The sequence below is a fragment of the Mucilaginibacter sp. R-33 genome, assembly GCF_049949235.1.
GTDB lineage: Bacteria > Bacteroidota > Bacteroidia > Sphingobacteriales > Sphingobacteriaceae > Mucilaginibacter.
In genome coordinates this window covers 1301751-1318317 of the sequence record NZ_CP188089.1, presented here as the reverse complement: position 1 = coordinate 1318317, position 16567 = coordinate 1301751, and the positions used below count along the sequence as shown (strand labels likewise).

14 protein-coding genes are annotated in these 16567 nt (G+C 41.6%); 4 read left to right on the top strand and 10 right to left on the bottom strand.

The features are described from left to right. Window positions 1–26: 26 nt before the first annotated feature. From ACP26M_RS05790 to ACP26M_RS05775, 4 genes are all read right to left on the bottom strand, one after another. The gene (locus ACP26M_RS05790) at window positions 27–941 is read right to left on the bottom strand and encodes a ribonuclease Z (protein WP_426586972.1); all 915 of its coding nucleotides are present in this window, start codon (window positions 939–941) and stop codon (window positions 27–29) included. A 22-nt stretch (window positions 942–963) separates the two neighbouring features. Then, window positions 964–1341, bottom strand: coding sequence for an STAS domain-containing protein (locus ACP26M_RS05785; RefSeq protein ID WP_090527130.1), 378 nt, complete (start codon window positions 1339–1341; stop codon window positions 964–966). A 51-nt stretch (window positions 1342–1392) separates the two neighbouring features. Beyond that, complete coding sequence (locus ACP26M_RS05780; protein WP_426586969.1) at window positions 1393–2337, bottom strand: phosphoribosylaminoimidazolesuccinocarboxamide synthase; 945 nt, start codon at window positions 2335–2337, stop codon at window positions 1393–1395. A 91-nt stretch (window positions 2338–2428) separates the two neighbouring features. Then, complete coding sequence (locus ACP26M_RS05775) at window positions 2429–3394, bottom strand: PhoH family protein (RefSeq protein WP_426586967.1); 966 nt, start codon at window positions 3392–3394, stop codon at window positions 2429–2431. A gap of 102 nt (window positions 3395–3496) precedes the next feature. On the opposite strand from ACP26M_RS05775, the gene ACP26M_RS05770 reads away from it, so the two are divergent. The 4 genes from ACP26M_RS05770 (at window position 3497) to ACP26M_RS05755 (ending at window position 8195) form a co-directional block, all read left to right on the top strand. After that, window positions 3497–4273, top strand: coding sequence for an SAM hydrolase/SAM-dependent halogenase family protein (locus tag ACP26M_RS05770; protein WP_091162693.1), 777 nt, complete (start codon window positions 3497–3499; stop codon window positions 4271–4273). A 13-nt stretch (window positions 4274–4286) separates the two neighbouring features. Beyond that, a complete protein-coding gene (locus tag ACP26M_RS05765; RefSeq protein WP_426586966.1) occupies window positions 4287–4814 on the top strand; it encodes a hypothetical protein in 528 nt (175 codons plus the stop codon). Between the two features lie 30 nt (window positions 4815–4844). Next, window positions 4845–6677 (top strand): ABC transporter ATP-binding protein, encoded by a 1833-nt coding sequence (locus ACP26M_RS05760; protein WP_426586965.1) that lies wholly within the window; start codon window positions 4845–4847, stop codon window positions 6675–6677. A 117-nt stretch (window positions 6678–6794) separates the two neighbouring features. Further along, the gene (locus ACP26M_RS05755; protein ID WP_426586964.1) at window positions 6795–8195 is read left to right on the top strand and encodes an MBL fold metallo-hydrolase; all 1401 of its coding nucleotides are present in this window, start codon (window positions 6795–6797) and stop codon (window positions 8193–8195) included. 139 nt (window positions 8196–8334) lie between these two features. Here ACP26M_RS05755 and ACP26M_RS05750 read toward each other — a convergent pair whose 3' ends face one another. From ACP26M_RS05750 to ACP26M_RS05725, 6 genes are all read right to left on the bottom strand, one after another. Then, window positions 8335–9288: a D-2-hydroxyacid dehydrogenase gene (locus ACP26M_RS05750; RefSeq protein WP_426586963.1), complete on the bottom strand. Its 954-nt coding sequence runs from the start codon at window positions 9286–9288 to the stop codon at window positions 8335–8337. A gap of 81 nt (window positions 9289–9369) precedes the next feature. After that, window positions 9370–10437 (bottom strand): 3-phosphoserine/phosphohydroxythreonine transaminase, encoded by a 1068-nt coding sequence (serC, locus tag ACP26M_RS05745; RefSeq protein ID WP_188832563.1) that lies wholly within the window; start codon window positions 10435–10437, stop codon window positions 9370–9372. Between the two features lie 202 nt (window positions 10438–10639). After that, a complete protein-coding gene (rpe, locus tag ACP26M_RS05740) occupies window positions 10640–11290 on the bottom strand; it encodes a ribulose-phosphate 3-epimerase (RefSeq protein ID WP_426586962.1) in 651 nt (216 codons plus the stop codon). A gap of 478 nt (window positions 11291–11768) precedes the next feature. Then, window positions 11769–14354: a BamA/TamA family outer membrane protein gene (locus tag ACP26M_RS05735; RefSeq protein ID WP_426586961.1), complete on the bottom strand. Its 2586-nt coding sequence runs from the start codon at window positions 14352–14354 to the stop codon at window positions 11769–11771. A gap of 463 nt (window positions 14355–14817) precedes the next feature. Beyond that, window positions 14818–15516 (bottom strand): LytR/AlgR family response regulator transcription factor, encoded by a 699-nt coding sequence (locus tag ACP26M_RS05730; protein WP_426586960.1) that lies wholly within the window; start codon window positions 15514–15516, stop codon window positions 14818–14820. A 3-nt stretch (window positions 15517–15519) separates the two neighbouring features. Next, entirely contained in the window at window positions 15520–16563 is a 1044-nt protein-coding gene (locus ACP26M_RS05725) for a sensor histidine kinase (protein ID WP_426586958.1), read from the bottom strand. Window positions 16564–16567: the final 4 nt, after the last annotated feature.

The following is a 16567-nucleotide window of genomic DNA, read 5'->3' as shown; positions in this document are numbered from 1 at the left end:
TTGCCTTAAGCTTTCAACTCTAAAAACTATTCTATAAAAAAGGTTTTCCCCTCAATTGCAAGTTCAGTTGAGGGGAAATTTATTTTAGCCTCATCCAGTAACTCGTTCAGGGTTTTATAACGGGCCGAAAAATGGCCTATTAGTAGTTTTTTTGCGTTGGTTTTCAGGGCTATCTCTCCGGCTTGTAATGCGGTGGTGTGATGGGTTATAACTGCCCGGTCAAGCATATCATTTAAAAAAGTAGCCTCGTGATAAAGCAACGTGGCGTTGGCGATTTGGCCGAAATAGTTTTCATTATACATCGTATCGGAGCAGTAGGCGTAGGTTTTAGGCTCGGCCGAATCGATAGTTAGCTCTTCATTTTTGTAAACTTTGCCTTTTTCATCAGTATAATCCCCCCCTTTTTTCAATACCGAATAATAGGCAACCGGGATATCGAGACTTTCTATTTTCTCCTTAACAAGTTTACGAAGTCTTTTCTTTTCCTTAAACAAAAAGCCGGTACAGGCAATGCGGTGATCAAGCGGTATCGTTTCAACTACAACATCACTATTATTGATCACCACTTCACTTTGTTGGGCATTGGTAAATATATATTCAACAGGGAATTGCAGTTCGGTATCTGAATATCTTAATTGCAGATCAATTATTTCTTTCAACTGCACAGGGCATACCAGTTTAAGCGCCTTTTTACGCCCGTTAAGGTGCATGGATGATAATAAACCAACCAAACCTAAATAATGATCGCCGTGAAGATGGCTTATAAAAATATGATCAATGCGACTGGCTTTGATATCAAAACGGAGCATTTGTTGCTGCGTGCCTTCGCCGCAGTCTATTAAATACAGGCGCTCATTGATATTGAGCACCTGTGACGTAGGATTTCTGTTGAAGATCGGGGTTGCGGAGCTGCTGCCAAGTATTGTTACCTCAAATTTCATAATAGGTAAACAATCAAATGGTTTATCTTGCTTCCTTTTTTAACTCTTTTTCAATCTCTTCCATAAAAATAAGATCGACACCTTCTTCGGCAGTTGGAACAATGGTTAATACATTATCCAGTTGTGATATGGTTATTAAACGCGCAACTGCGTCATTTAAACCCGCCAAAATAAATGAACCCGTAGCATTTTTACACAAGCGGTGACCAACCAGCAAACTGCTTAAGCCTGATGAATCGGCATATTTCACCTGCGACAAGTCGAGAATGATGTTGCGCTGACCCTCTGTATTGATCAATATCAATTCAGATTTCAACTGAGGCGTTACTATTGAATTTAATTTTGATTCATTAAGTTTCAATAATATATATTTCTCATGTTTATCTACAGTAAATTTCATTCTTATTAAATTTTAATAAGCTAAGATAAATATTTTATGGATATTTTAAAATTACATAACGCTCAACGCGTTATTAATTGCCGTTTCAACACGTGCTAATACATCCCCTTGGGCAGGCTTAACAAATGGCTCACCTATAATCTGTTCGTAAAGCTCTATATAACGCTCAGATATCGAATTAACAATCTCTTGGGTCATAACCGGCACTACTTGCCCCTCTTTACCCTGGAAGCCATTTTCGATAAGCCATTTGCGTACAAACTCTTTTGAAAGCTGTTTCTGTGGCTCACCTTTTTGCTGGCGTTCCTCATATCCTTCTTTATAAAAATACCTCGAAGAATCGGGCGTGTGGATCTCGTCGATCAGGTAGATTTGGCCGTCAGCCTTACCAAATTCGTATTTGGTATCTACGAGTATCAAACCCTGTTTGGCTGCAATTTCGGTACCGCGTTTAAAAAGTGCCTGGGTATAAGCCTCCAATTTCACATAATCTTCTTCGGATACGATACCCCTCGCCAGGATCTCCTCGCGTGAAATATCCTCGTCATGCCCTACTGATGCTTTAGTGGTAGGCGTAATGATAGGTTGAGGCAGTATGTCATTCTCTTTTAAACCTTCGGGCAAAGATACACCGCATACGTGGCGCCTGCCTGCGCTGTACTCCCGGGCAGCATGACCTGCCAGATAACCGCGGATCACCATCTCTACTTTAAATGGCTCGCAAATGCGGCCAATAGTAACGCTCGGGTCCGGAACAGAAATAACCCAGTTTGGAACAATATCTGCTGTAGCTTCTAAAAAGCGGGCAGCAATTTGGTTAAGCACCTGTCCTTTAAAAGGGATTGCTTCAGGCAGTACAACATCAAAGGCCGAAATCCGGTCGGTAACAACCATGGCCAGGAATTTATTTTTTATCGTATAAACATCGCGTACTTTCCCCTTGTAAAAAGCCGTTTGCCCCGGAAAGCTGAAATGTGTTTCTTTTATTGAGTTCATTTTTTTAGTTCATAGTTGATAGTTCATAGTTCATAGCCGATTTGCATTATTACCATGAACCATCAACTATGAACTATGAACTAAACTTAAATTACTGTATATCCCCGTAAGCTTCTAATATCTTACGTACTAATTTGTGCCTTACTACGTCTTCGCCGCTCAGGTATACTATCTCGATACCTTTGATATCGGTCAATATCCTTAAAGCAGTGTGCAGGCCGGATTGTTGTTTTTTCGGCAAATCAATCTGTGTTACGTCGCCGGTTACAATGAATTTAGCTGATGGCCCCATACGGGTCAGGAACATTTTTAGCTGCATGTCGGTAGCGTTCTGGGCCTCGTCCAAAATCACAAAACAGTTATCAAGGGTACGGCCGCGCATAAAGGCCAGCGGTGCAATTTCAATGGTGCGGTTCTCCAGGTAAACCTTCAGTTTTTCGGCCGGGATCATATCATCAAGCGCATCATATAAAGGCCTCAGGTATGGGTCGATCTTTTCTTTAAGGTCGCCCGGTAAAAAACCGAGGTTCTCCCCTGCCTCAACAGCCGGACGGGTTAATATGATACGTTTAATTTCTTTGTTTTTAAGCGCCCTTACCGCTAAGGCCACAGCGGTATAAGTTTTACCGGTACCGGCAGGCCCAATGGCAAACAAGATATCGCTTTTGTTGAGGCTATCAACCATGCGGCGCTGATTAGTGGTACGGGCCCTAACCATTATACCGTTAGGCCCAAATACAATCACCTCGCCGCTTGCAAACTTGTCGGCAGTAGCAGGTTCGGCAGTAGTTGTATTATTATTGTTTCTTGAACCAAGGATCCGCTCGAGATCAGTTATGTTGAGGTTTTCAAATTTCTCAACATGATTTATCAGGTGAGTAAATTTTTCCTGGAAAACATTCAGTTCATTATCATCACCCAAAACCTTCACTTCACTGCCGCGCGCAACTATTTTAAGCTTGGGGTATTGTTTCTTAATGATCTCAAAATGATCATTATTTGGCCCCCACAGTACCGCAGGGTTTACGTTTTCAATTGATAGCTTAAGTTCGTTCAATACTAATTTGATTTTTTAGTTACGGATTTATATGAATTAAAAATTGAATATTTGTAGCTTCAAATGCTACTACAAGATTAGCAATAAATATTTATAAAATTAATGGCAATTATAACATTAACTACTGATTTAGGCGATAAAGATATTTACCAGGCTGCGTTAAAAGGCAGTATCTACAAATTGTTGCCTACAGTAAATATTGTTGATATTACCAACAGTGTTGCGGCCTTTAATGTACAGCAGGCTGCTTTTATACTTAAAAACAGTTTTCATTATTTTCCGGAAGATACGGTACACCTTATCGGTATTGACACCGTTTATAATGATCATACCAAATACCTTGCTATCCGCTACAAAAAGCACTACTTTGTAGGGGCTGATAACGGCATTTTTTCGCTTATGTTTGACCAGGAGCCTGAAGAGATAGTTGAGATCAACATTATGCAGGACCTTAAATTCCTTCACTTCCCCCTGGCCGATATCTTTGTAAAAACGGCCTGCCATTTAGCCAAAGGCGGCAAACTGGATGAAATAGGTCTGCCGGTGAGCGATATCGAAAACAAAATGAATTTGCAGCCTGTTATTGAAAAAAACATGATCAAAGGCGTTGTGATCTATATCGATTCATTTCAGAATGTGATAACCAATATTACCAAGGAGTTTTTTAACAGCGTGCAGCAAGGCAGGCGTTTTGTGCTCAATTTTAAGCGCAACGAAACCATAAACCATTTAAGCTGGCATTATAATGAAGTACCTGTTGGCGAAAAACTTTGTTTATTTGGTATCAGCGACCATTTGGAAATTGCCATAAATAAAGGTAATGCAAGTGGTCTTTTGGGCCTGAACCTGAATGATAAGGTGATCATTGAATTTCAATAAGGTATTTATATAAATGAAAAAAACTGCTCTGCTTTTTTTATTTTGTTTGATAACAACCGTTTGGGCATCGGCCCAAAGCACTGTTAACTCCGATTCTGTAGCATACCAGCTTCAGCGTAAAAAAATAAATAATATGCTGGCGGCCCGTAAACAAAAATTCGGGCAATATGAACAAAGCCTGGGTCAGCATACCGGCATTTTCGGCTTTCAAACCAAAGGTGATGTCCGACGTTCGGCCGGCATTCTGATGGATATCGCTAAAACAGACGATGCTATTTTTAAAGAACTCAAGATTCTGCTTGAATACCGTGATTTTCAGCAAAGACAGATCCAGAGCCACAGCAAAGAGGCAGAAACTACAGCTGCCGGTTATATACAGGTAATTAACAGGTTAAGGCAGCAAAATGTCCATCTTAAACAACAGTTAAACAATTCAGAAGAGCACTTCAAAACCCGGCAAAACATATTGGTAGTAGTGATACTTTTCATGATTGCGTCAATTTTGTTCCTACTTGTTAAAAAGAACCGTGTTAAAGCGTAAATTCGCGGCTTATAACATTCAAACGCATACATGGCAAGAGGACGACTGAACAGTGGCAGCAAGGCCGAAGCAGAATTACCTAAAGCAAAAATAAACCGGAGCAGCCTGCGTAACGTAGCAAAACTGCTCACTTACTTAAAACCTTACAAGGTTAAATTCATAGCCGGATTAGTTTTCCTGTTTTTATCAAGCCTGGTAGGCCTGGCTTTTCCGGCAATTTTAGGAGCTTTGATTGACGCAGCCCAGGGAATTTATAAATACAAATACCTGCCGCATGGCTTAAATGCCATTGCCATAATGGGCTTCATAATATTATTTGCACAAGCATTTGTTTCATTTTTCAGGGTGGTTTGGTTTGTACAGGTGGCCGAAAAATCGTTAGCCGATATCAGGCGCGATACTTATTTCAAACTTATTACCCTGCCCATGAACTTTTTTGCCAACCGCCGTGTTGGTGAGCTAAACAGCCGCATTTCTGCCGATCTTTCCCAGATCCAGGACACGCTAACCACTACTTTTGCCGAAATGATCCGCCAGTTGGTGATCATGGTAGGCAGCACTACCCTCCTGGCTATCGTATCTATAAAACTTACCCTTGCGCTATTAGCTGTATTGCCGTTCCTCGTTGCATTCGCTGTATTCTTTGGGCGATTTATCCGTAAGCTATCACGTGAGGCGCAGGACAAATTAGCCGAATCAAACACCATAGTTGAGGAAACACTGCAGGGCATTGCCAACGTAAAAGCCTTTGTTAACGAAGCGTATGAAGCTAACCGTTACGATAAAATCTTGCGCAAAGTGGTGAGTATTGCTGTTCGCGGCGCTAAGTTCAGGGGCACCTTCGCATCGTTTATTGTATTTTGTTTGTTTGGAACATTTGTTGGTGTAATCTGGTACGGCTCGGTATTGGTGGCCAATCATGAAATATATGTTGGCGACCTTACTACTTTTATCATGTACTCGATATTTGTAGGCGCCGCTATGGGTAGCTTTCCAGATCTTTATGCTAACCTGCAAAAGGCAGTTGGTGCAAGCGAACGTGTGCTGGAGATCCTTGCTGAGCAGGGCGAAGACATTTCTATTATTGAAAGCGAAAATGGCATCAAACAACCCATTAACGGCGATCTTGCCTTTGATAATGTAGTATTCGCATATCCATCGCGCCAGGAGATCACCGTGTTAAAAGGCATTTCATTTAACGCCGATGCAGGGCAGCGTGTTGCTATTGTTGGGCCAAGCGGTTCGGGAAAATCAACCATGGCTTCATTAATCCTGCAGTTTTATCACCCACAAAACGGCAACATTTTATTTGATGGCAAGCCAGCGGATAACTATTCTCTTACCGATATCCGTAACCAGGTAGCCATTGTTCCGCAGGATGTATTGTTGTTTGGGGGCACCATTATGGAAAACATTGCCTACGGTCGTTTAAATGCCTCAAAAGAAGATATCATCCAGGCTGCCAAACGCGCTAACGCTCATCAATTTATATCTTCCTTCCCAGAAGGCTATGAAACCGTTGTGGGTGAGCGTGGTGTTAAACTTTCAGGCGGACAAAGGCAACGGATCGCCATTGCCAGGGCATTGCTAAAAAACCCTTCGATATTGATACTTGACGAAGCTACATCATCGTTAGACTCTGAATCGGAACGCCTTGTACAGGAGGCGCTTGAGGAATTAATGAAAGATCGTACGTCGATCATCATAGCTCATCGTCTGTCAACTATTCGCGAAGCAGATAAGATCATCGTACTTGAAAAAGGCCATATAGTAGAAAGCGGCAGCCATATGGAACTTATTGGCAACGAACAAGGCCTTTATAAATACTTAAGCCAGCTTCAGTTTGAAAGTCAAAACAGCTAACAGACAATAGTCGATAGTGCATAGCTGCATTTTAAAATAAATAATCGATATTTAACAAAATCATATAAGGAATAAGAGCACTATGGTCCATCGTCTATGGACTATAGCCTTTAAACAATGAAACTAACGATACACGGCGCGGCCCGGCAGGTAACCGGGAGCATGCATTTGCTCGAGGTTGGACAATATAAAATTTTAGTGGATTGCGGACTTGATTATGAAAAGGACCGCAGTATCATATCTAACGAAAACTTTCCTTTTCGGCCCGAAGACATTGACGTGGTAGTACTTACCCACGCTCATATCGACCATTCGGGCAACCTGCCTACCCTGATCCGCTTAGGTTTTGAGGGACAGATCTTATGCACCCCTCCCACGGCAGACCTGACTGAATTATTGCTGCTCGATTCTGTAAACATATTCATGCGCAAAGCGGCAAGCAAGGGCGGTCACCATAAACGCGGCAGAGGCAAATTTAACACCCACGCACAGCCCCTATACATGCAAAAGCATGTTATGGACACAGTAGAGCGCTTCGTTACAATAGGATTCAACAAACCATTTAGGATCACCGGCGATATCGAGCTAACTTTCGTACCTGTTGGTCACCTTTTAGGTGCGGCCGCAGCTGTATTTAAAATAAATGATAAAGGCGAAGAAAAATCAATAGCTTTTACCGGCGATATCGGCAGGAAGAATTACCCTGTTTTGAATGATCCGCAGCCCCTCCCTCCTGTTGATTTCCTGGTTTCGGAAGCAACTTATGGCGGCCGCTATCATAGTAAGGACAAAACAGTTGAACAAACCCTGATAGAGGTTATTGAAAAGGCCTGTATCAAAGAGCAAGGCCGTTTGATCATCCCTGCGTTCAGTATAGGGCGCACACAATCACTGGTATATACATTAAACAAGATCTTCAGCACCGGCTTACTACCGCCTGTTAAGGTTTTTGTTGACAGCCCGATGGCTACGCAGGCTACCGAGGTATTTCGGAAATACCATAACCACGTTAACCAGGAAGCCCAGGAATTTTACCAAAAACGCGGCGATGAATTTGAGTTTGATAACCTTACCTATGTAGAAACGCTGAAGGATAGCAGGCAGATCTCCAATTATTGGGAGCCGTGCATCATCATCTCATCTGCAGGGATGCTTGAAGGCGGCCGCATCCAGGACCATCTTTTTTATAACATCCAAAATTACTACGCCACTATCCTGTTCATAGGCTATTGCGCCAAGGGCACATTAGGCCATCGTTTATTACGGGGAGATTCTATAGTCCACATCAAGGACCGTGAACTGGCAGTTTATGCGACTATCAAACAAACCGATGTACTCAGTGCCCACGGTGATCATGACGACCTTATGAATACCGTAAAAGCCATCGATAAGGAAAAATTAAAACACGTATTTCTGGTACATGGCGAAGGTGAAAGCATGCAGCTGTTAGCCGATGATCTTGAGAAAGAAGGTTATGGCGTAACTTTGCCGGAGAAGGGTGTTTCGTATATAATCTAACACGAATATTCTCGAATTAAGTCTAATTACACAAATTCGCTTGTATACAACAAGAGGCACTAATCTTACCGATTAGTGCCTCTTATAATATAATATGATTTGTACTCGTGTAGTTCGCCCTAATTAGAGCAAATTAGTGTTAAGCGTTTTTGAAATGCTCGATAATTAAGCTCGCAAGTTCAACACCAATTCTTTCCTGCGCCTCGTTGGTAGCAGCACCAATATGTGGGGTCAGAGAAATTTTTGGATGGGTTAAGATCTCGGCACGTGGGGTTGGCTCATTGTCGAACACGTCAAGTGCAGCAAATGAAACCTGGCCGCTGTTTAGGGCGTCAACCAAAGCAAGCTCATCAATTAAACCACCGCGTGAGATGTTTACCAGGCCAACACCTTTTTTAGTTTTAGCCAATTCCTCAGCACCAAAAAGGGCTTTGTCGATAAATGGAGTATGTAGGGTAATGAAATCTGCAGTAGTGATGATTTCATCAAGAGTAGCTTTTTTAACAGATGCTTTAACAGTGATACCACCGCCTAAAACAAGATCCAGCTCGGGGTTAAAATCAAAAAGGTCATAAGCTAAAACATCCATGCCAACACCGATAGCTATTTTAGCTACTTCTCTGCCGATACGGCCAAAACCTACAATACCTAAAGTTTTGCCGCGAAGCTCAACGCCTTTAGCGTAAGCTTTTTTTAGGTCGTTAAATTTGGTACCGCCATCAACCGGCATTTTACGGTTGCTATCAGGCAAAAAGCGAACAGCTCCAAATAAGCTGGCGAATACCAATTCAGCAACTGATAATGAAGAAGATGCTGGCGTGTTGTAAACACCAATGCCTTTTTCTTTGGCATAATCAACATCAATATTATCAACACCTACACCACCGCGACCGATCAATTTCAGGTTAGGGGTAGCGTCGATTATTGCCTTACGTACTTTAGTAGCACTACGTACCGTGATAGCATCATAGTTTTTCAATTTTTCAGGAAGCTCTTCCTGTGGGATATTGTTGGTATCTACAAAAAAGCCGGCATCTTCCAGCATTTTTTTTCCTATCGGGTCGATACCGTCATTAGCTAATATTTTGATCATCTTATTTGGTCATTGAGTCATCAGGTCATTGAGTCATTGCCATAAAAATGACTTAATGACTCAATGACTTAATGAAATAAATTATTTATTCTTTTCAGCAAATTCCTGCATTACGTCAATCAGCACGTAGATGCTGCTTATTGGCAATGCGTTGTAAATAGAGGCGCGGAAACCACCTACGCTCCTATGGCCTTTAATACCTACTATACCGCGTTCTTCGGCAAGTTTCAGGAATGGTTTTTCCAATTCAGGATTTTCCATTACGAAGCAAACGTTCATTTTTGAACGGTCTTCAACAGCTGCCACTGCTTTAAACAACGGGTTGCGGTCAATTTCTTCGTAAAGCACACGTGCTTTGGTAATATTTTCCTGCTCAATTGCCGGTACACCGCCTTTTGCTTTTAACCATTTAAGGGTAAGCATTGATACGTAGATAGCAAATACTGGCGGGGTATTGTACATTGAACCACCTTCAATTTGAGTTTGGTAGTTGAACATCGCAGGGATCTTACGACCGGTTTTACCCAGCAGATCGTCCTTAACAATAACCAAAGTAACACCTGCAGGGCCCATATTTTTCTGAGCACCGGCATAAATCAAACCAAAATCGGCAACGTTAACCACGCGGCTGAAAATATCTGACGACATATCGCAAACCACCGGAATTGGCGATTTAAAGAACTCCTGTAACTGCGTACCGTAAATGGTATTGTTAGAAGTAATGTGGATATAAGCAGCATCGGCCGGGATTTCGAAATCCTTAGGGATGTAAGTAAAGTTGGCCTCTTTTGATGAAGCTACAATTTGTACTTCGCCAAAATATTTGGCTTCTTTCAAAGCTTTATTGGCCCAAACACCGGTTTCAACATAAGCAGCTTTGCCGCCTTCCGGTAACAGGTTGTAAGGAGCTAAAGCAAATTGGGTGCTGGCGCCGCCTTGCAGAAACAATACCGAATAACCTTCAGGAACGTTAAACAATTCTTTTACCAGGCTTACAGCTTCGTCTAAAACGGCTTCAAACTCTTTTGATCGGTGCGAAATTTCAAGCAAAGAGAGTCCAGTACCATTAAAATCAATAACTGCTTCTGAAGCTTGCTTTAAAACTTCGTGTGGTAGAATGCCAGGTCCGGCACCAAAATTATGTTTCATAATATTAACGAATTGTAGGTTCTAAATACACTATTAGGAAGTTTGTATTTTGTTGGGCCGAAGTTAATTAATTTGACAAAATATATAGACATTATTTACATTTTTTGAAAAAATATACAATTAATCAACAAACGGGCCTTTGATTGCAAATAATTAAACTAACCCTACAGGGCTGGTTTAATTATTATCATTATAATAACTTTTAGGGATGTTTGAGTTTTGAAATTGCGGCCGCCTGGTTGGCCGACGAGAACACTGAAGTGCCCGCAACAAACACATTTGCTCCGGCTTCTATCAGTTTTGCGATATTGTTAGCATCTACCCCACCGTCAATCTCAATTAACAGACCGGGATTTTTTTCGGCACTTAGTGTCCTGAGTTCTTTGATCTTTTTATAGGTATTTTCAATAAAATGCTGTCCGCCAAAACCGGGGTTAACCGACATGATCAAAACCATATCCAGGTCAGCAACAATATCCTCCAATAAAAAAACAGGCGTTGCCGGGTTAATAGCAACTGCGGCTTTGCAACCCAATTGTTTAATTACCTGAACAGTACGGTGCAAATGCGGACAAGCTTCCTGGTGCACGGTAATGCTATCAGCACCCGCGTCTTTAAACGCTTTCAGGTAACGATCCGGGTCGACTATCATCAGGTGTACGTCAAGCGGCTTGGTGGCGTGTTTTTTTACAGCACTTACAACGGGAAAGCCAAAAGAGATATTTGGAACAAACATGCCATCCATAATATCAACGTGGATCCAATCGGCTTCGCTGTTATTGATCATTTCGATATCGCGTTGCAGGTTGGCAAAATCGGCCGCTAAGATAGATGGTGCTATGAGGTGATTCATATGCAAATATATAAAAGCAGGTAATCTATGGGACTGATAGTGTAATTATTTTTATGGGAGAATTGTAAAAAAGTGCCTGTCCCAAAATCGCCGTTCTCCATAAAAAAATGAAACCGCGCAGACGCCGTTTTTTAACTGTTCCATTTTTTGAGTGTAAAAACACGAAACATCTTAAAAATGAAACAAACTGAAAATCAACAATTTAACATTCAGACTGAAACACCACTAATAGCTGATAATCAACTACTAAAACTTTTTAGAGTAAAAAATAGCCGTTTCAAAAAGCACTTTATTTACCCTTGTTTTTTGGTGATTTTTTGGTTGTTTTTTTGATTTTTTCGCTCAAACCTAAAATTGACAAGAAGGTACTGACAGAACAGAGCCACCAAAAATGCGGTTAATTTAGTTATAGCTGAAAGCTTTAACCATGCTTACCACGGTTATGCTTCGCTACCCCCCAGCTATTATACAGTTATTCTTAAAATCTAAACCCAATAGATATATAAGGTAAGGATCCTTCTCTTGAAAAGCCCATTACAGCTTCAATCAACACCAATTGAGCGGGTATAATGTATAAACCACCACCATAGCCGTCGTGCCACCTGTCCGAAGATTCACCCGGCACCCATACCCTGCCTACATCATTAAAGCCAATCAGACCAAATGAGCCCGGAAGCAGGTACGAGGTGAAATCCATAACCTTTAATCGTAACTCGAGGTTATTATAAGCGATTGTTTTACCGGTAAACCTATTGGTATGAAATCCCCTGAAATTTTGTGCCCCGCCTAATTTCATCTGCTGAAAATATGCTGCATTCCCTACCGTAGTACCTAATCCTGTGCGGTTAGCAATTACCAATACCGAGTCCTTGTCTGGATTTAAATAGAAACTAAACTCAGACAATACCTGCCCGTAGGTGTTATGACTTCCAGAACCTCCGCCGCTAAAGCCGCTCACAGTGGTTGTCCATAAAATGCCTTGAGTAGGGATGATCAGTTTATTCCGCGTATCAACCGTTGCGTTGGCTGTTAAACCTCCGTAAACTTTGGTGCCAAATACCTTCTCATCAGGAAACGCCGCATTGTAGCCATTCAAGAACCTTTCGGTATTGTTTGATGCCTTGCTGTTGTAAAACTGCCCTGCAACGCCGGCGCTTACGTGCAGGTTTCCAAAACTGCGGTGCAGGGAAACATCGCCGGTAATATAATCGTAACGGTTACGATAGTAGGAGATCTTCCTGTCGTCCTTATTTTCAAAAACGGTGTTATTCCCAATTCCGAAAAAATTGCTCAAGTTGCTTGGCCCGCGCGAAAGCAGGTTGATCTTCAGGTCATTTTCACCGATGGCTTTTTTCCAGTCGGCGGTATAGGTAAACAAAAATGATTTACGCCCCAGTGAATAATTGGTCAAAAATTCTTCTCGGAAAGCATACGGTTCTTTGCGAAACCCGTGCCGTTCGTATGAGAAGCCTCCAATCAGCAAAATACCAATATCATTACTGTAATTAGCCAGGATAATAGGCTCAAACCTGTCGAACTTAAAGGCGGTTTTATCATAGCTATTTACCGCCGTGTCTGTTGATGTACGGTTTTTAGCCAGCGATGAAGGAGGAAGTACATTTTTTTGATCCGAACGGTCATAAATATAGGTTTTGCCTTTATTATTTAAACTGCTGTCCACCGCAAACGTATCCATGCCCTGTCCCCCTATCATCCGCACAGTTATGGGTGATGGCGTTGAGCCCGTCACCTTAAATAAATCATCGCCATCAAAACCAAACATCCTGATCTCTTTGGTTACATCAGGTTTAAAAGTACGCTGGTAGGTAACCTTATCAACGCTGCCGTCTTTCTTTATCTTATTTATAGTAAGCGTGATGTCACCATTAGTTTCATGAGCCACAGTAAATTTGTCCGTTTTATCACTCGCTGGTACATCGACATATATGGAGATGAATTTATAATATTCGAGTGCCTGTTTTTGCAGGATGTTACGCCTCGCTATCATTTTGCTGATGATCTCAGGCCCCGACAGTTTGTAGATGGTATCGGGCATTAAATGCACCGCTTTTTTGATCAGGTCATCAGTAAGCTTGCTTTGCACATAGGTTATCTGCTCTTTCCAGTCATCTTCGCTCAACTGGTTCAGGAAATAGCGGTCAAAATAGCGGGCATTGAAATTCCATCCATTGATATCCCTGATCTCGTCACTATAACCCTGAAATTTTGATTTAAGCCATTGGTGCGCTACTATCCAGGGCAACACACCCGAAGTTTTATAGTACACCTGGTCACGGTCGCGCGGAACGGGTTCGTAAACGGTTTCGTGTTTGCCGTCGATCTTTTCCCAGCGCCATTGGTCTTCATGCCTGTCCCAATCGCCTAAAAGCATATCCAACAGGCGGGCGCGCAGCACAGTCTTCTGATCAACCCGGTTATCATTATCGTCCTTTAGTTTACGCTGTACTTTTTCGGTGTTATCAGTTTTTTCGGCATCGAGCGGTTCACGTTCTTCAAATAAAAAAACCTGGTTAGCAAAATCTTTTTGATACTCGCCAAAAGCAGGATCATCAGGAACATAAACAATTTTAGGGTTTGAATGCGGAACGCCGAGCGCTTCGGCCAGCGGTGGTACGGTGAGCGCCGAAAAGGGATGTGCGGCCGATACCTGGTCTTGCAGGATATCTTTAGCCACCGTAGGCCTTAAATCAACAGGCAGGCCTTTTTCGGGATATTTTTGAATAGTACGCAATACCCATTGCTGGCCCGTAGGATCCTGCAGGCGTAGTGATTTTGTTTGTTTGCCCCCGCCCCTTTGTAATATTTTTAGACCGCCTTTTTCTGTAGTAAGATGAAATATAGGCAGTGTGACGGGTGCAGCCCAAAGTTTACGGTAATTATCGCCTAAAAAAAACTGATGGGTACCGCTTACATTATTATAAGATGGTTCGATGGCCAGTTTAATACTATCGGCAGGGGTTTGAGCATATGAAATATTGCCAGCTAAACAAATGCCAGCCGTTAAAAAAAGAGATAAAGCGTTGAACAGTTTTTTGCCGCCCATGAGGTTTTGTAAGTAATGCAACGTAGAATAAATGCATATTACAAAATAGTTTTAATTATACACAGGGAAATTACTTTAAAAAGCATGGTGAGCAGCTGTTTAAAAAAACAGAATATTCATTGCCGTTGGTTTTAACCAACGGGATAAAAAGCTAAAAAGTCTTGGCTTTAGCCTAATTATGCAAGCGAATTTGGGCTGAAGCCCTCATATTGCTACTCATTACTCCGTTGGTTAAAACCAACGGCAATGAAGTTTTATTTATCTGTAAACGATATTCTTCAAGCTTAGATAGTTTCTAAGAAGAATCGAACAAATAAAAATTCCCGCACTATTTTTTCCGAATTAACCTAATAACATCAATTTAAATTTACGCTATTGAAAAATTCGTGTGATTCGATTAATTGGGACCGGTATGAAAAGCAATCGCGTAGAAATTTCTGATCCTACTATTAAAACTTGATTACTATCTGCCCTGATTAATCAACGCGTGCATTACCTGGTCTTTAAGCTGCCTGCTGATCGGCACCTCAAATGTGCCTATATGCAACATATTTCCTTCTATCGATGTGATCTTATTATTTGCAACTATGTAAGATTTATGCGTTTGCATGAATTTACGCGGAGGTAGCTTTTCGGCAAAGGCCCGCAGGGTACTGTGGGTTATGATCTTACGCGCCGGGGTATAAACCTCTACATAGTTTTCCATGCCTTTAATGAACAACACTTCGTCAAAAATTATCTTCTCGAGCTTTCCATTGCTTTTAACAAACAGATAATCTACACTATTTGTATTGTTCCTTAAATCAAAGTAATCCTTAGCCTTAAAAGCTGCCTTCATAAAACGCTCAAACGGGATAGGTTTAAGGAGATAGTCGAGCACATCCAGGTCAAAACCATCAGTAGCGTATTCTTTAAACGCGGTAGTAAAGATCACTTTTGGCGGGTTGGGCAGCGAACGAATAAATTCAACGCCGGTTAAATGCGGCATCTGGATATCCAGGAACAGCAGGTCTACCTGTTGCCGGGCCAGCAACGCACCCAATTCCATTGCATCTTCACATTGTGCTTTCAGGTCAAAAAAACCGGCTTTTTTAACATAGCCTTCCAGGCCCTTACGGGCAAAGGGTTCATCGTCGGTAATAATGCAGCTAATTAATGCCATCTTTTATATATTCAATTCAAGTACCGCTGTGTAATGATCTTCTTCGCGGCCTGCAGTTAGTTTATGTTTATCCGGATAAAGCAATTGCAATCTGCGGCTTAAGTTTTCCAAACCAATACCGCTGTAATTATCGGGAGCTTTCATATTGGCAGGCACATCATTATAAACTTTAAAAACTAATCTATCGTCAATAATGTACGCTTCAATGGATATTTTATATTCACCGCCTATATATTTAAAAGCGTTTTCAACCAGGGGCAATAAAAGCAGGGGATAGATGAGCTGATCCGTTAAACATCCTTCAAAATTAACATTGAGCTGCATTTTGCTGCTCGCCCTGATCTGCTGCAGCCGGATATAATTTTCAAGATATTCCAACTCCTGTTTTACCGGCACTTGTTGATGCTGATCATAAAGTTGATAACGTAGTAAACTTGATAGCAACTCGGTACTTTTTTTAGCACCCGGAACATCATCATCCATCTGGAAATAAATAGTATTCAGGGCATTAAATAAAAAATGCGGATGGTATTGGGCTTTTAGAAACTTCAATTCGGTTTCCAGCTGATCGTTGGTGAGCTTTTCCAGTTGCATCTTATTATTTACATAAGCCTTTAGCCAGGTGCTGCTACGTGCAATCCCATAATAAACAATAGCGTACAAAGTGGGGATCATATTAATATCGGCCACATCTGCCCAAGGCATCAGCTCATCTATGCCCTGGCTTACGTGCAGGGCTATGACCATCGGAACAAATACGACGTTCACTAATATCAAATTTGCTCCCACCAATATGGCCAACTCGCGCACTACGGCCCGGTAGGATAGCTGTACCGTCCGGTGCCTGTCATAGTACTTAAAAAGCCGTTCAAAAATATAGATCGCCAAATAGCCAACCAATATTGAACAGGCCATTTCAATGCCATTAACATAAAAATCTCTTTCCCAAAAATGCTGACCAATGTCAGTATCATGTAACAGCCTTATGGTAAAATATACCAATAAGCCATACAATGCCGGAAAAATGTACTTCCTGAAAAACTTCATATCA

Coding starts and splice junctions, on each gene's coding strand:
- ACP26M_RS05770 (WP_091162693.1), top strand. CDS start 3,497: ATGGCAATTATAACATTAACTACTGATTTAGGCGATAAAGATATTTAC.
- ACP26M_RS05785 (WP_090527130.1), bottom strand. CDS start 1,341: ATGAAATTTACTGTAGATAAACATGAGAAATATATATTATTGAAACTT.
- rpe (WP_426586962.1), bottom strand. CDS start 11,290: ATGAATCACCTCATAGCACCATCTATCTTAGCGGCCGATTTTGCCAAC.
- ACP26M_RS05730 (WP_426586960.1), bottom strand. CDS start 15,516: ATGGCATTAATTAGCTGCATTATTACCGACGATGAACCCTTTGCCCGT.
- ACP26M_RS05760 (WP_426586965.1), top strand. CDS start 4,845: ATGGCAAGAGGACGACTGAACAGTGGCAGCAAGGCCGAAGCAGAATTA.
- ACP26M_RS05755 (WP_426586964.1), top strand. CDS start 6,795: ATGAAACTAACGATACACGGCGCGGCCCGGCAGGTAACCGGGAGCATG.
- ACP26M_RS05790 (WP_426586972.1), bottom strand. CDS start 941: ATGAAATTTGAGGTAACAATACTTGGCAGCAGCTCCGCAACCCCGATC.
- serC (WP_188832563.1), bottom strand. CDS start 10,437: ATGAAACATAATTTTGGTGCCGGACCTGGCATTCTACCACACGAAGTT.
- ACP26M_RS05780 (WP_426586969.1), bottom strand. CDS start 2,337: ATGAACTCAATAAAAGAAACACATTTCAGCTTTCCGGGGCAAACGGCT.
- ACP26M_RS05725 (WP_426586958.1), bottom strand. CDS start 16,563: ATGAAGTTTTTCAGGAAGTACATTTTTCCGGCATTGTATGGCTTATTG.
- ACP26M_RS05735 (WP_426586961.1), bottom strand. CDS start 14,354: ATGGGCGGCAAAAAACTGTTCAACGCTTTATCTCTTTTTTTAACGGCT.
- ACP26M_RS05750 (WP_426586963.1), bottom strand. CDS start 9,288: ATGATCAAAATATTAGCTAATGACGGTATCGACCCGATAGGAAAAAAA.
- ACP26M_RS05765 (WP_426586966.1), top strand. CDS start 4,287: ATGAAAAAAACTGCTCTGCTTTTTTTATTTTGTTTGATAACAACCGTT.